Origin of the sequence: Vibrio sp. MACH09 (assembly GCF_033238805.1) — a bacterium.
In the GTDB taxonomy this organism is placed as follows: Bacteria; Pseudomonadota; Gammaproteobacteria; order Enterobacterales; family Vibrionaceae; genus Vibrio.
The window spans coordinates 1,219,313-1,234,389 of record NZ_BSFZ01000002.1; the positions used below are offsets into that span (position 1 = coordinate 1,219,313).

The 15,077-nt window shown below is 42.3% G+C and carries 11 protein-coding genes and 1 tRNA gene; 6 read left to right on the forward strand and 6 right to left on the reverse strand.

Annotated elements, in window-relative coordinates; genetic code table 11:
* Window positions 1-330: 330 nt before the first annotated feature.
* Genes CHJ_RS20595 through CHJ_RS20610 form a run of 4 tightly spaced genes read right to left on the reverse strand, consistent with a single transcriptional unit; the run spans window position 331 to window position 5,937 of the window.
* A complete protein-coding gene (locus tag CHJ_RS20595) occupies window positions 331-828 on the reverse strand; it encodes a flavodoxin (RefSeq protein ID WP_317918855.1) in 498 nt (165 codons plus the stop codon).
* A gap of 27 nt (window positions 829-855) precedes the next feature.
* Entirely contained in the window at window positions 856-4,413 is a 3,558-nt protein-coding gene (nifJ, locus tag CHJ_RS20600) for a pyruvate:ferredoxin (flavodoxin) oxidoreductase (RefSeq protein WP_317918856.1), read from the reverse strand.
* Window positions 4,414-4,459: 46 nt separating this feature from the next.
* Complete coding sequence (locus tag CHJ_RS20605) at window positions 4,460-4,681, reverse strand: hypothetical protein (RefSeq protein WP_317918857.1); 222 nt, start codon at window positions 4,679-4,681, stop codon at window positions 4,460-4,462.
* Window positions 4,678-5,937 (reverse strand): FMN-binding protein, encoded by a 1,260-nt coding sequence (locus CHJ_RS20610; RefSeq protein ID WP_317918858.1) that lies wholly within the window; start codon window positions 5,935-5,937, stop codon window positions 4,678-4,680. The genes CHJ_RS20605 and CHJ_RS20610 overlap by 4 nt, the downstream gene beginning before the upstream one ends.
* 238 nt (window positions 5,938-6,175) lie before the next feature.
* Between CHJ_RS20610 and CHJ_RS20615 the strand changes: the two genes are divergently transcribed.
* The 5 genes from CHJ_RS20615 (at window position 6,176) to CHJ_RS20635 (ending at window position 11,437) form a co-directional block, all read left to right on the forward strand.
* On the forward strand, window positions 6,176-7,312 hold the full coding sequence (locus CHJ_RS20615) for a tetratricopeptide repeat protein (RefSeq protein ID WP_317918859.1): 1,137 nt from the start codon (window positions 6,176-6,178) through the stop codon (window positions 7,310-7,312).
* Window positions 7,313-7,378: 66 nt separating this feature from the next.
* Window positions 7,379-8,236 carry a helix-turn-helix domain-containing protein gene (locus CHJ_RS20620; protein ID WP_317918860.1) on the forward strand — a complete coding sequence of 286 codons (858 nt, stop codon included), beginning with the start codon at window positions 7,379-7,381 and terminating at the stop codon, window positions 8,234-8,236.
* 226 nt (window positions 8,237-8,462) lie between these two features.
* Entirely contained in the window at window positions 8,463-9,599 is a 1,137-nt protein-coding gene (locus CHJ_RS20625; RefSeq protein ID WP_317919223.1) for a hypothetical protein, read from the forward strand.
* Window positions 9,600-9,614: 15 nt separating this feature from the next.
* Window positions 9,615-11,129, forward strand: coding sequence for a reductive dehalogenase (locus CHJ_RS20630; protein WP_317918861.1), 1,515 nt, complete (start codon window positions 9,615-9,617; stop codon window positions 11,127-11,129).
* Window positions 11,129-11,437: a hypothetical protein gene (locus CHJ_RS20635; protein ID WP_317918862.1), complete on the forward strand. Its 309-nt coding sequence runs from the start codon at window positions 11,129-11,131 to the stop codon at window positions 11,435-11,437. Before CHJ_RS20630 ends, CHJ_RS20635 begins: the two co-directional genes overlap by 1 nt.
* A gap of 603 nt (window positions 11,438-12,040) precedes the next feature.
* Here CHJ_RS20635 and CHJ_RS20645 read toward each other — a convergent pair.
* Together CHJ_RS20645 and CHJ_RS20650 are read right to left on the reverse strand one after the other, a co-directional pair.
* Window positions 12,041-12,115, reverse strand: a tRNA-Gly gene (locus CHJ_RS20645).
* 250 nt (window positions 12,116-12,365) lie between these two features.
* Window positions 12,366-13,598: a serine/threonine protein kinase gene (locus tag CHJ_RS20650; protein WP_317918863.1), complete on the reverse strand. Its 1,233-nt coding sequence runs from the start codon at window positions 13,596-13,598 to the stop codon at window positions 12,366-12,368.
* A 446-nt stretch (window positions 13,599-14,044) separates the two neighbouring features.
* Here CHJ_RS20650 and CHJ_RS20655 point away from each other — a divergent pair, with 446 nt between their 5' ends.
* Window positions 14,045-14,965, forward strand: a complete 921-nt coding sequence (locus CHJ_RS20655; protein ID WP_317918864.1) for a helix-turn-helix domain-containing protein — start codon at window positions 14,045-14,047, stop codon at window positions 14,963-14,965.
* The last annotated feature ends 112 nt before the right edge of the window (window positions 14,966-15,077 follow it).

Genomic DNA, 15,077 nt, shown 5'->3' on the forward strand with positions numbered 1-15,077 from the left:
TCCTGTCATTTATGTTCGTTCTACCGGATAGCATTTTCCTTATTAGTGAATGAGTAGAATGGATGCTATTTTTTATTCGTGGATATGATTGACGATGTTTGAGAAGGTCAAAAGGTCGATTTCTTCTCAATACGGGTGTATTTCATGCCTACTTTACTCAATTTGATGTAAATCAACTGGTTACTTGTTTCCGGGAGAGGTGCCTGATGTAGAGGGTAAGCAAAAGAGAAAGTCGTAAAATGAGAGAAGACGGGTCGAATTTATGCGATACAGACAATAATAGTTAGCTTGTATCGCATCTGTTTATTAAGGTTAGACTCGCTGCGCTAATTAGGCTAGTTTGGTTTTTAGAAGACTTGTCCAGAGATCAACCCGTTCTTTAGTTAATGATGGTTGCCTGTCCATATCTAGGGCAAGTCCTATAAACTCGCCATCGTTTTCAGAGCGTGATTCGGTATGCTGATATCCGTTGCTGGGCCAATGACCAATAATGGTTGCACCGGCATCGGTACACACCTCTGCCAGATCGGCCAATGCATCGACAAAGGTATCAGCATATTCAGATTGGTCGCCTAAACCGAACAGAGCGACTCTGGTACTGCTTAAATCGATATCTTCTATTTCATCAAGCACGTAATCCCAGTCCGACTGAAGCTCGCCTTGGTTGACCGTTGGCGTACCCAGAATGATAAGGTCATACTGTTCAAAGTCTTCTACATCGGTATCTGCGATATCCTGAGCTTGAATTTCAAACTTGGTAGCAATAAGTTCTGCAACGGTTTTTGTCGCACCTGAATTGCTGCCAAAAAACACACCTATTTTTTTCATTACTTCTACTCTTTTTTTACTTTAATGTTATTTCCAGTCGGCTAATTGATTAAGCAGGGAGTGCTTATAGATCACTTGTTCCTGCAATGAGTTAACCCCTTCTTGATAGTTTTGTGGATGCATTTTCGCGAGCTGAGCAAATCGGTTTTCCTCTAAGATGAAGGCTTCGATGCTTTCGATGCTTTCGATGCTTTGACCGGATTCCAGCTGCAGAGCTGGTTTATTTCTATGCTTTCGAAGTGGGTTGTACCGATAAAGCGGCCACAACCCCGTATCCACGAGTTGTTTTTGGCGCTCAATACCTTTTGACATGTCTATGCCGTGAGTAATGCAAGATGCATATGCGATGATTAAAGATGGTCCTGGGAAGGCTTCTGCCTCCTGAATGGCTTTGACCGCTTGATTCATGTTTGCGCCGATAGCAATCGTTGCCACATAGGCATTCCCTGACACCATGGTCGTGATACCCAGATCTTTCCCTGCAACCACTTTGCCCTCACTGGCAAATTTGGCAACGGCACCGGTTGGTGTCGCTTTCGATTGCTGGCCTCCGGTGTTCGCGTAAACCTGGTTATTCAGTACAATGATATTGATGTTTTGTCTTCCGGAAAGAACATGGTTTAAACCACCGTAACCAATGTCGAAAGCCCAGCCGTCACCTCCTATAACCCAGACACTTTTACCGATAAGAGCGTCCAGATGTATCGCTTCTAATTTGGTTTTTATACATTGATTGTCCTGAGATACCCTCTTTAACATATCAATATTTTCTTGCTGTTTTGCTATGCCCTTAACTGAAGTATCTGAGCCCAGATTAACAATGCTGGTATACAGATCATCAGGCAGATTATCTGCGAGTTTACTAAGCTGTCTGAGCGCCGTTTCTCGCTGCGCATCAATCGATGCTTTCATGCCCAGGCCGAACTCGGCGTTATCCTCAAATAAGGAATTGGCCCATGCAGGCCCTTTACCTTGTTTGTTTTTTGTAAAAGGCGTTGTGGGCAGATTTCCGCCATAGATAGAGGAGCATCCGGTTGCATTCGCAATCATCATTTGCTCGCCGTATAGCTGGGTTAGTAACTTAATATAAGGTGTTTCTCCGCAGCCAGAACAAGCCCCGGAGAACTCAAAAAGCGGTTGTAGTAATTGGCTGCTTCTGGCGTCAATCCGTTTTATATCTATCGTTTTGAGCTCTGGCAGGGAACAGAAGTATCTGAAGTTCTCCGCTTGTTGGGCAGCGATGTGTTTTTTCTCAACCATTTTAAGTGCTTTTGTGTCAGGAGTAAGGCCAGACGCAGCTGGACACATTTCGACACAAAGCTGACATCCTGTGCAATCTTGCGGTGAGACCTGAAGAGAGAATTTATGTCCCGAAAAATCTCTTAGTTTATAGTCGGTTAGCTTGAAGGATTTAGGGGTATCTTTAAGCGGATATTGGCGGTTCACGACTTTCGTCCGTATGGCCGAATGAGGGCAGACAAGACTACAAATATTGCATTGGGTGCAGGCATCTTCCTCCCAGTCAGGTATCATTCGCGATATATTGCGTTTTTCCCACTGACTTGTGCCAGTGGGCCATGCACCATCGGCGGGAAATACACTAACGGGTAGAAGGTTTCCGCGATTACTTAGCAGTTCAGCCGTTGTATTTCTGACAAATTCTGGTGCGGAACTGAATGGATCGGTGATTGGAGTCGGCTCACCCATTGATCTGTTAGGAGAAGATAACTTCAAAAGCAGGGATTCTGTTTTCTTGACGGCTGTAATATTTGCGTTTACGACTTTCTCTCCTTTGGTGCGATAGGTGTTTTCAATTGCTTTATTTTGCAGCGTAAGCGCTTGTTTATTGTCTATTAGATCGGTAAGCAGAAAGAAAGCGCGCTGCATGATGTTGTTGATACGCCCCTTGATACCACACTCATTCGCCAGCTTAGTGGCGTCAATTACAAATATGGTAAGGTTTTTCTGCTCTATTGCTGACTGCTCATGATGGCTCAGTTTGTCCCACAATTTGTCGGCAGTATAGGGTGCGTTAAATAATATGGTTGCACCTGTTTTTGCATTCAGGAGAATGCGGTTGTTTTTTAGTAAATTAAACTGATGACAACCAATAAAACCAGCTTGTGTAATGAGGTAGGGCGCGTCAATAGGAGTACTGTCAAAGCGTAAATGTGAAATCGTCGTACCGCCTGATTTCTTGGAATCATATTCAAAATATCCCTGGCTAAACCAATCCGTGTTGTTACCGATGATTTTTATGGTGTTCTTGTTCGCTCCGACGGTGCCGTCAGAGCCGAGACCGTAAAACATGGCTGAAAGTTTATACTTTTCTTTAAAGTCGGATGCAGTTGCCAACGGCAGCGAAAGGTGCGTTACGTCGTCTTTAATACCGACGGTAAAGTTGTGGTGAATTTGGTTGTTGTGCAGGGCGTTAAAGACGGATGCAGCATGCACAGGAGTAAATTCTTTTGATGATAATCCGTAACGGCCACCGTAAATGGCGGGTAATGGTTTCCCTTTCAAAGCGTGCCAGCGTTGATATAGAGCGGTTACAATATCCATATACAAGGGCTCACCAATGGCGCCCGGCTCTTTTGTCCGGTCAAGTACGGCGATCTTTTGTATGGTCTTCGGAATCATGTCAAGGCAGTGTTCAACGGAAAAAGGCCTGAATAAATGGACACACAGTACGCCGGTTTTGTTACCTTGCATGTTTAGCTCTTGTGCGGCCTGAACTGCGCTGACTGAGGCCGAACCCATAATGACGAGAAGATCGGTCGCGTCATTTGCTCCGGAGTATTCAAATGGCTGATAAGATCGTCCAGTGAGTGATGCAAACTTTTCCATCATCTCAATAACGATTTTAGGGCAATTATCATAATAAGAGTTTATGGCTTCTCTGGCCTGAAAATAGGTGTCGGGGTTCTGGGACGTCCCTTTGATAGTAGGGGCGTCGGGTGTGAGCCTGCGTTGATAGTTTTCATCAATTATAAGGCGGTCAAGCATGGCCTTGATGATATCGTCGTGAATATACTCGATGTGATTTAGTTCATGAGAAGTTCTGAAACCATCAAAGAAATGCAGGAAAGGAACTCGACTCTTAAGCGTCGCTGCCTGAGCTATTAATGCGAAGTCATGAGCTTGCTGATTGTTATTTCCTGCCAGTATTGCGAATCCTGTCTGGCGCGCTGCCATCACATCTGAATGATCGCAAAAGATGGAAAGCGCGTGTGTCGCGACTGTTCTGGCAGCGACATGAAGTGCAAACGGGTTTAGTTCGCCTGCAATTTTATACATGTTGGGCAGCATCAACAGCAGCCCTTGAGACGAGGTAAAAGAGGTCGCAAGAGAGCCTGACATTAATGCCCCATGAAGCAGCCCAGCAGCACCGCCCTCCGATTGCATTTGATGCACGTGCGGTACGCCGCCAAACACATTCAGTACCTTACTATTACTCCATTGCTCACAATGCTCAGCCATTGGAGAGGATGGCGTGATGGGATATATGCCGATGACGTTATTGCAGCGATATGCCACAGAGGCGGCAGCCTCATTTCCGTCAACGATTTTTGTGTTGTTAATCATTTAGGTTCACCTGAATCCTGCATTTTGAGTTCACTGGGTAAAGTATTTATTCGACGTTGGCTGCATCCGGGTCTTGGGCCCATTGATATATAATGTCAAAGTCTTTTTGCTTCTGTTTTTCCGTGTTGTGTTTTGTTTTTGCTGTGAAAACATATTGTGGTTCAGCGCTTTGTGATTTCGTTAGCGCACCGCTCAGCTCCATCGCCAATGAGAACAAGATGAAAGAGGTCGCGATGATATAAAATAGATATAGAATATTCATTCTCATGACTGGACGTCCTCGGTGTTTGTCGCTGCGGAAGGAGTAGGCGTATAGGTCTTACTTTTCTTATCCGGCATCGCTTTACTTCTTTTTTTGTTGCGTTTTTTTAGAGGCTTTATCAACTGTTTGTACCAATCTTTAAAGAAGAGTATGTAATCTGTCATTGCGTTGATCGGGCATAAGGTTTTGCACCACGGGCGATGAACGACCAGTGACGTAAGCAGAATTAAGATGGTCGGAATAAAGAGGTAGATAGAGCCGACCATACTGAACATGATGCCAAAGGGGGTATAACTAAAAGAGGTCGGGTTACGGAAATAGAGCCCCCCGGCAAGGGTGATAAGGAGAAGAAACCTTGGAAACCATACAAAGACTTTATGTTTTAGGCTAACAGTTTTGGCATTTGTCAGCTTAGATAAACATTGTTGTGTTGTCCCCATAGGGCAGATCATTTGGCAGTAAATGTTTTTGTTAAACAGCAGTATGTAACCGATAGTTAATATGAATAAAATTAAAGGAGTGTAGTTACCCAGTCCGTGAATCCATGAACCAGAAATAAGTATTGAAAGCGTAGATGTTGATATAAGTGATGCAGAATAAAAGCCGAGTACTCCCAAGGCGCTCAGCATCAAAATCCACTGCATTTTTGTTTTATGTTTGCTTACAGATCGACTGACATAGATGGCGGTAATAAACAAAATGATGGCGACAGCGTCGAGAATGCTGACCGTGCTTAACGGGTTATATTTTTCCCTTTTCCGTTGGCCCGAGACCTTCGTTCCGATAAGCTCTATCGAGCTGTTGAACGCATTTAACATGCCGGTCGAGGAGATAGTTGCGCCGCTGACGGCGTCAACGTCGGCTGGTTCATTGGCGCTGAAACTGAAAAATTTATCGACGAAACCGTGTTCGATTACTTTAGTGATATAAGACGAAGTATCTTTTATGGAGAGTATGCTTATTTGGTTTATTTCTCCCTGATTATCTATCCGCACTGCAACTTCTATTTCGCCACCGTAACCAATACCTTGTCCGATTCCCAGCCATGAGACAGAAACGTCATTCTCTAATACCTGATAAAGGTTCTCCTCTACTTTGACTAATGTTTGATTTTCACCGGTAAGCGAATTGAGCGTAGCAAGTTGGTTTTCAGATAATTTTACTCCGCCAAACCACCAGGCAGTAATAAGAATCAATATAGAAACGATTGCAGAAACTTTTTCAGCGGTTTTTGTCTTTTTCTTTTTTGATTTTCTAACCATGGAATACCTGTTTAAAGGAAAGTTTTTTAAATGACTAAGAGAATAATAAATGGCAAATGACTTGCTTAAAGATAAATTAAGACCGTTGAATGGTAGAAATATGCCAGGGATAAAACTGTTTGACTTGTATCAATTAAAACTAAGTTTGATATGTATCAAATTAAAATGCATGGGTGGAAATGTATCGGTGTAGGGGTGAAATATACCTTTTGTGCTTTTATTATTCCGTTAATCTATTATGAATAATATGTTGAAAGTGATAAAAGATATGTACGTAATTAATGATTCTGACTGGTTAGACTCGTTATTTAAATTACTCAGAATAAACGCCACACAACATGAGTGGCAATTAAAATTAGATGAAACATTAAAGGCTTTAGAAAGCGAGATGCAGAATATGATCTCAATATTAGCCTGTAACGAAGAGCAGCTTTATCAGGAAGCGAATAAGCGGGTGACCAGTTTTTTTATCAACGGAATGGCAAAAGATGTTTCGTCACAGGCTAAAGTGGAAGCAAGTGAATTGTTACTCCGCAATAAACAACCGGAGTTAGCATTATCCGTCTTACAACCATTAAATATGGATTCTTCTTCCGGCTATTTGATTAATTTCGGAAGAGCATTAATGCAAATAGGGAGTGCTGAGCAAGCGTATCAATGCTTTATTAATGCGAGTAAGAAAAGCCCGGAGTCTGCGGAGCCTTACTTTCACTTAGGCTTTCATGCATCACTAACGGGCAAACCTGAGCTATCAAAAAGTTATTATAGACAGAGCATAGAAAAAGATGCCGGTCATTTGGGTAGCTTGCAAAACATATCTTACCTCTATTATCAGTTGGAGCAGTTTGAGTTGGCGATCAGATACGCCAATAAAGCACTTGAAGTTGATGAGAAATGTGTCGGCGCGTACCTTGCGATATCGGCTTGTAATAATGCGATGCAATGTTTCTGGGAGAGCCTTGCTAATATACAAACTGCCCGAGATGTCTGTTTAGATAGCATTACAGAGCTGGATGAACTGGAAGCGATAGCCTGTTTCGAACTACAGAAATATCCGAGGGTGATTGAGTTGATCGACCGATACTTGAGTTTAAGACCCGAAGCTACCGATATGAGACTGCTTCGGGGCAGATCGCTTATAGAGCTTGGTAAATATAGTGAAGCACTTGATGATTTAGACAGCTTATTGGCGATAGACCCCTACGAGACAGGAATACTAGAAATGCGTTTTGTAGTGCTGTTTTTTATGGAGCAATGGTCTGAGGCAGAAGTTGCTTACGTTACGCTAATTAAGAATGCACCGGCGTTTAAAACTAAACATAAGGAAAAGCATTCTATACTGAGAAGAAACTTAGCATTGTTGTTAAACTCATAAGATCATAAACCTAGCAGTAATTAGCCCATTTGTTACAGCAAACAATAGTTAATAAGAGTATAAAAAATGATACGCAGTATACCTTTGGACAGTGATGCTCAAGTTATCGGGATTCAAATTGGCACCCTTAGTCAATTGAGAGAGGTGCGTGGCGATGAACTTCTTCGCACGCCTCATCGGGTTGAATTTAATGCATTAATATTTGTTACTGAGGGCAAAGGGTTTCACTATATCGATAACAAAATGTATGTATGTCGTGAGGGCACGCTGTTTTTGCTAAGTCCTCATCAGGTACATAGTTTTGATTCTGATTTTTCTTGGAGAGGTTATATTGTCTCTTTTCAGGATTCGGAAGTGTTTCCTGTTGATAATATGGGCGCGAACTTAAAGCTGGTGAAATCCATACGAAGTGTCGATGTTATCACCGAGGTCCAGGACTTAGTCGCAACCGATTTTCGGCAGCTCTATGAAGAGTGCAGAAATCCGGTTGATATGGTCTCCGGGACTATCCAAAGAAATATTCTTCAGAACATTATGTTCAAAATTTTCTACAGAACCAGTTTTTCTGAAAGTGCGGTAAAGCAGAACAGAGAGTTAAAAGATTATCAACGGTTTAGTGATCATATTGAGCAACATTTCAGAGAACAGCATAATATTAGCGAATATATTGAAGAGTTAGGTACGACGGCCAAGCGACTGAATAATTTATGTAAAAAAGTAAAAGGTGTATCGGCAAAACACATTATAGATGCCAGGCTATTACTGGAAGCCAAAAGATTGATTGGTTACACTAAGATGCCTATTTCAGAAATCGCGTTATCACTCGGATTTCAGGATCCGACAAACTTAACCAAGTTTTTCCGAAGGCATACCAATACATCCCCAACAGAATTCAGAAATATGTCAAAGTTCTTCTCTGAGTAGTTATTACTTCTCTTATTTGCTGGTTTAAAAGCCAGCAGATCTTTCCATTCTTGTAAATCCCTTACTAATTTAAATTTCCAAGTGGTAATACTTTTAAACCCGATATTTTGCTGCCAATCAATTCAAATATTATTTGTTGATCATGGTCATTTTTTATCAGGAAGGCTTCTATTCTATCGTTTAACGGGCGATATATACCTGTTGACCGTAGCGAATGTTTGTGAATATGGCGGAAATAATTCTCAGAGATAAACGCATGATTAGCGAAAAATGGTATGAGTTGTACCAGTATATAAACGACCATATTGATGACCTGCCTTGTGAGAGTGAGATAACAGAAAAATTTAACGAACGGCTTATGTTTATTAGCCGACAGTTTTCTCAGCCGGGACCTTCTGCTTACAAACAGCGCGACTGGCTCGAGCACGAGGCATTTACACAGGTGTTAGGCCGCGTTTTACAGCAGGTTAAACTGACAAAACTACAATTTTACTTCCTGTTTGACACCTTGATGGCGGCGGAACTGAGTCAAACCGCGATGGTGGTAACGAACACGCATGAGTCTTTGCTTAGTCCGCAAGAGTTAAAATGCTGCAGTGGTCGGGTGCATGAGCAGCTCGGCGATCACATGACCGGGCGACAAATGTTTGAAGAAGCTATCGCTATCGATCCAGCCAACCCCACACTTTATCAGTACCTTGGCTTTAACTATTTGTATAGCGGAGAGGCAGAAATGGCTACGGAATGCTTTTTGGAAAGCATTGAAGTGGCACCTGAATTTATTGCCGGTTACCAAAATCTCGCGGGGTTAGCGTATCAGGAAAGTGATTTTGAAAAAGCGCTTAAGTATGCCGAGTTAGTTTTTGAGCGGGATACATCCCTTCCTTCCACCTATATTACCGCAATCAGCAGTTGCCTTGCTTTGGGGCTGAATGGGCAAGCTGATAAATGGGTGGCTTTGGCTTTTGATCATAATGTGGCCGCCATAGAGCTGGTGCGCCTTGCCGGAATTACGGCTCATCAGAATGGCCGGCTGGAAGAAGCTTTAGAAGCGTTAGATCATTACTTGTCTGTTAAAGAGAACAACTTTGATGCTTTTTATATTCGGGCACGAGTTAAAGCAGAGCTTGATCTGTATGAGTCACTGGAAACGGATATTAAACAATTATTGGTTTTTGAGCCTCATGATGAGTGGTGTCTGGAACAGCTTTTTTTGTGCTACTTCCAACGCGAGCAGTGGCTGGATGCGCAACAAATCATGCTGGAGTTAAAGAAATTATCACCACAGTACCAAATCATCCATAAAGAAAAGTTCAACACAATAAATAAAAGAACAAGCTTAAACGTTGTCGAAATAAGCTAATTACTAGGAGCTAATGTGAGTAAACAATTAACAGAGGGCGTAGCAAATTCAACTCGCCGTGATTTTCTTAAACTCGGAGGCGCCGCGGCTGCAACTGCAACAGTGGGGATTGCCGCCGCTACTGGTTTTGTATCCGGACGCGACCCTGATGCAAATGTAGGGTGGGGACGCACAGAAGCTGGTAAAGACATGTTTTTTGAACGCGAACCGTTTCAGGTGGATGTGGCACCGACTTTACGGATGGAGGGGGCGGTGACCCGCCCCGAATGGGGGGACCATTTGTTCAACCGTTTTGGCTCGCTGATGAAATCAATTAAGAAAGGATGGAAACCAACAGAAGACTGGCGTGACATTCCGGATGAGCGGGTACGCACGTATTACGAACAGTATCCTCATCGTTGGGCAGATATGTACGAGTCGTTTTCCGAAAAAATTGAGCATAGCGAAAACATTGAAGCGCATCGTGATCGGCTTGCGTTAGGCTGGGCATATTCCGGTGCCTTTTTGAAGGGGGTTAAGAGTGATTTTCCGCCTAAGCCGAAAGGACACCCGAATGAAGTCGATTTTCAGTGGACAAAGAAAAAGAGGCACGAATTTAAATCGCCAAAGCATGCTTCTGATCTTATTAAGAAGATGGCGTTTAAGTTTGGTATGAGTATCGTTGGTATTACCAAACTCGACCCTAACTTTGTGATTAAAAACCACATGAGGGGAATGCCACAGTGGGATGATAGCATTCCTAAGCATTGGAAGAACGTAATTATATTTGGTGCACCGATGAACTGGGATCCCATGTATGCCGCTATCGGATATTCGACCTCATATGATGCATACTTTCATGCCAAAAATGCTTCTGGTCTGATGGCCGCCTTTTTGGGTGAGCTCGGTTATGCGGCAAGGCCCCAGTACCCCGGTTCAGATTATGAAATTATCGTTCCGCCACTGGCCATTCAGGCTGGTATGGGAGAGGCTGCCAGAAATGGTATTTTGCTGACACCTGAGCTCGGGCCTAACATTCGACCAGCGGCGGTTATCACTGATTTGGATCTGGAGCCGGATAAACCTATCGACATTAAAGTAAGTCACTTTTGTGAGGCGTGTAAGATCTGTGCTGATGCTTGTCCGAGCGGCGCTATAAGTAAGGCTGAAAAACCGGACGCTGTTGTTCGTGGATTTAAAAAGTATGAGTTTAATCAGGATCGCTGCTGGAAAATGTGGCGTCAGGGGCCGAGTGAGATTGCCATGGGGTGCCGTGTTTGTATCGCTGTCTGCCCGTACACAAGAAAGAACAACTGGATTCATGCCATTGTTAAAGAAGCGGATCCGCGAGATCCCACCGGGCTTACAAGAAAGTCGCTTTTGGCAATGCAGCATAACTTCTTCTACTACCCAGAAGCACAAGCCTACCATGGCGATTGGAACGGCGGCCGGTTCGCCAGCTATCATCAGCCACCAGAATGGTTACGCAGTGAGAATTACCTGAAAGTAAATAAAACATGGGAATATGATGGCAACTGGGAGGGCATTTAATGTTTCCTCAATCGACACTACTCGATCCTCTGTTCTGGATGTTACTAGGAGCACTACAAGTACTGGTTTTTGCTGGTGCTAATAAATGGGCCGAGCAGTTTAATCTCGGCATGAACTGGTGGAAGTGGCTCATCGCAGGTGGTTGGTGGTTTTCTCTACTGTTAACTATTGCAGGGGCATTTACTCTGCTTGGTGAAAATGAAGGTCTGGCGGGATGGTATTTTCTTGGTTTCGTTGGCTCGGTACTGATTATATTAGGTGCTATGTTGCTGCGTATTTTTATATATTTAAAAACAAAAGCGGTCTAATGCGCAGCTATTACTCTTCATGTAATCAAATAGTTCATTTACTCTAATTGGTTGTTGTCAAAATGAATCGTCAATTTAGTGCAGATGCTTATAATGCCTATTGGGTCACTGATGTGAGTTTTATCCGCTCACATCAAAGATGCCATTATAGCTACCATGCCTATAAAGATCCTCTAAGTGCCTTAGATATAAAGCAAAGTGTGAATCTGAGAGGCAACAGTTGGTATATAGAGGTGGTTGAATGATTCTTTGGTAGTTTAAGCATGATTGGCTGCTGAAAGTACTTCAGCCTACTCGTGAGTATATGAGAAATGAAGTGGTAGCGTATATGCGCTATCACAACTTAGAGAGACTTCATACTGCTAATGGTGATCTATCACTAATAGAATATGAACACAATTCCTTAAGAGAAGTGTCCGGCTTTACTTGAGAACAACAAAATATAACAAAGTCTAATATTGATATCGTCATAGCCATCATTTGGCCACGGTATCCATTTGAGCATCTTTAGACTGAGTGTTTTGAAAGTGACAGATACACAAAATCACGCAATAAAGCGCTTGGTTTCTAAACGTTCGGAAGGTTAAAGCAAGAAAGGCAACTTGGAGCGTGCAGCGGGAATCGAACCCGCATCATCAGCTTGGAAGGCTGAGGTAATAGCCATTATACGATGCACGCACATCGTGTTGACGGAAGGTATAATGCCATACTATTTGTGAAATGGAAGCGCTAATTTTAGCAAAAGCGATAAAACTCAACTGTTTGGCGGTAATTTAATCAAAGCGTTTAAATTCCATGCAGATAACGGCTAGTTGCTTGTTAAACGTCGGGACGTGATTGGCAAGTTCATCTTGTTTAACCTTGCAGGCATGAAAAAAGGGACAGCTTTTATGCTGTCCCTTTGGATAGAATCAGATAACGAGTTTGATTAGTATTCCCAATGCTCAATACTATGAGCACCAGTAAATTGGTTTGCGAAGTAATCTTCACACTTACCTTCACGCCATACATCCGCTGTTGCACAGTGCAAGCCGCCACCGAAGGCATAAGCGTCACGTAAATCAACAGGGATAACGTTAAAGCCAAGTTGGTCAAACTGTTCCATTTGGCCAGTTTCAGATGCTTCAACACACACAGTTTTATGGTCAAGAATCAAGGTATTCATTGATAACCAAGTACTTGAGTAACATAGTGGTGGTGGGTTGTCCCATGCAGGGCTAACAGCTTCAACAATTTCCCAACCATTCTTCTCAAATATTTCACGTTGTCCTTTAAATAGAGGACGGTGAGGGTTAAGCAGCATCAAGCCTGGGCGAAGTGGGCAGAAGGTCGCATCGATGTGAATCGGATGGTTGTCTTCAAAGCTTAGCGTATGGATACGGAAACCTTGAGGCTCATATTTACGCTTGATCCAGCGAATACCTGCCAAGTTAGTGGTTAAGCCGTGTTGAACGAAGATATCTTTACCTAGACGCATTACATCAGCTGCATCGAAAAGAATATCAGTCTCTTTAGTCGAGTACTCTTTACGTAATGAACGAGCCATTGTCTCTTCATCAGATAATGTTTCATAAGCAGCAACATAATCCATACGGAAACTTTCATCCGCTAGACGAGGACGAGGTGCTTGCTCAATCAGGCAGTTTGGATCTGACTCGAAGTATTCACGTAGTAGATCGACATAAGCCAAATATTCAAAATAACGGCTTCTGAAACTCATTGGTGCCATTAAGATGCTTTTACCCATGGTTAGCAAGCAGTCGCGAGGAGGCATAACACCAAAACCAGAACTAATAGTAAAATCTGGTGTTGTGATTCTATCGTGCCAATCTACCGCTCCCGGGCGGTCAACAACAATACCGCGATCTTCTAACTGTTTTGCAAAGCCGTTTAAGCATTCGTTTGCACGGTCGATACTCTCTTGAGTTCTTCGGCCTGCTTTACTGCCACGCATAGGAGAGTCCGCAGGAATTTTCTCGTTACTTGCTGGACATGCTTCTGGTATGTGTTGGTTATCAGCAATTCCGACAATAACGTGCTTTAGTGGATCAAAGTCGTTATACGATTCAACATGTAAACCGGGACGAACAATTGGAACGCCAGAATCTTTACGTTCTAGAGGCAGAGATGCATTTGGATATAGATCATTTGAAATACTCATGACAAACTCCCTAAGAGTATAAACGTTATGGAAAATAAGAACTGAGTTATATATAAATCACTTACATATAAATTCGATATAAATAAACTTGGAATAACCAAATTAAATTTATTGTTCATTTATTTAATAAATGAGCTGATGTTATTGTTTGCTCAATGGAATCAATATTGCGCTTTTTAAATTTTTATAATAGTTAATTAATGCTTAGGAATAGCGAATTTCTGCTTAGTTTAAAAATACTGGATATCTGCATTGATAATGTAATTATCATTGGTTGTTAGCTTTACTGGCTAAGAGCCGGTTAACCAAGATATGCCATAGTTCAAAATAATGTACTTTAGATTGTGGACAATGCGGATTTTAGTCACGTTTCAAAAAAGGAAGCTTGTTGTCACAGGGGAGAAGAGTAAAACTGTCTGCTGTTGTTGTGTTTGGGAGCGGTAAATTTGAATCAACGAATCATTGCGAATACTCCCGAATTTCATATGTTTGACTTACAGAAAGTAGAAGAATCAAAACATATGATTTTTGGTGCGGATTACATTTTGATCCAACCTAATACTGTTGGTTGTACCTTACATCTCGCCAGTAAAGAGTACCAACTTAAAGATAATCAAGCGGTACTGCTTGCGCCTTTTAATCCATTTCGTTTGTCTGTAAATAAAGAGAGTAAACAGGAGCTTAGTGAAGGCAATAATGTGTTGCATTTCCGTTTGAATGCGCTTGGTCAGACGTTTGTCGATAGTGTTCAGTTTCATCAAATTCGCGATATGCTGGAAAAATCCAAAAGTGGTTTGCTGTTTGATGGGGAGGTGATTTTTCAGGTACGTGAGTTGCTCAATGTGATGGAAAATACCTTTGAGTTCACTCAAGTATTGCACCTGCTTAACTTACTGAATATTCTCGCCACTAATGAGCCAAAACAGAAGTTGCTTGATGAGTGTGTTGAGATAAATAGTACCAAAAGAGCAGAAGATAGACTGCACATTGCACTAGACTTTATTGAAGAAAACTTAGCTGAGCCATTATCGGTTTCTATGGTTTCTAATCAACTGCATATGGCCGAAAGTACCTTCTCACGTTTCTTCCATTCAAATATGGGAACCACCTTTCGTCAATATTTAATTGAACAGCGAGTCAGGCAAGCAGCACGTTATTTAGTGACTACGGATTGGAGCATTGCGCAAATAGGGGCGGAAGTTGGTTTTTCGTCGCTGTCTAATTTTAACTCTAAATTTAAAGGGCTATTAAGAGTTACGCCAAGACAATATAGAGCTGACCATATAGATATGCGAAAAAATATTGATAATTCATTAGTAGTAGAAGGGCAGGTTCAACGGCAATATATAGAAAAGTTTTCTGATTGACCGATATTTTGTCTTTATAAATAGCGATAGATTATATACTCAAGTGACCTCAAGGTGCTTGTTCAGCGAGAATTTATTGGCTGCTGATCAAGGCACTGATTTGAAGGCATAG

Coding starts and splice junctions, on each gene's coding strand:
- CHJ_RS20610 (WP_317918858.1), bottom strand. CDS start 5,937: ATGGTTAGAAAATCAAAAAAGAAAAAGACAAAAACCGCTGAAAAAGTT.
- CHJ_RS20615 (WP_317918859.1), top strand. CDS start 6,176: ATGAATAATATGTTGAAAGTGATAAAAGATATGTACGTAATTAATGAT.
- CHJ_RS20605 (WP_317918857.1), bottom strand. CDS start 4,681: ATGAGAATGAATATTCTATATCTATTTTATATCATCGCGACCTCTTTC.
- CHJ_RS20650 (WP_317918863.1), bottom strand. CDS start 13,598: ATGAGTATTTCAAATGATCTATATCCAAATGCATCTCTGCCTCTAGAA.
- CHJ_RS20625 (WP_317919223.1), top strand. CDS start 8,463: ATGGCGGAAATAATTCTCAGAGATAAACGCATGATTAGCGAAAAATGG.
- CHJ_RS20635 (WP_317918862.1), top strand. CDS start 11,129: ATGTTTCCTCAATCGACACTACTCGATCCTCTGTTCTGGATGTTACTA.
- CHJ_RS20620 (WP_317918860.1), top strand. CDS start 7,379: ATGATACGCAGTATACCTTTGGACAGTGATGCTCAAGTTATCGGGATT.
- CHJ_RS20595 (WP_317918855.1), bottom strand. CDS start 828: ATGAAAAAAATAGGTGTGTTTTTTGGCAGCAATTCAGGTGCGACAAAA.
- nifJ (WP_317918856.1), bottom strand. CDS start 4,413: ATGATTAACAACACAAAAATCGTTGACGGAAATGAGGCTGCCGCCTCT.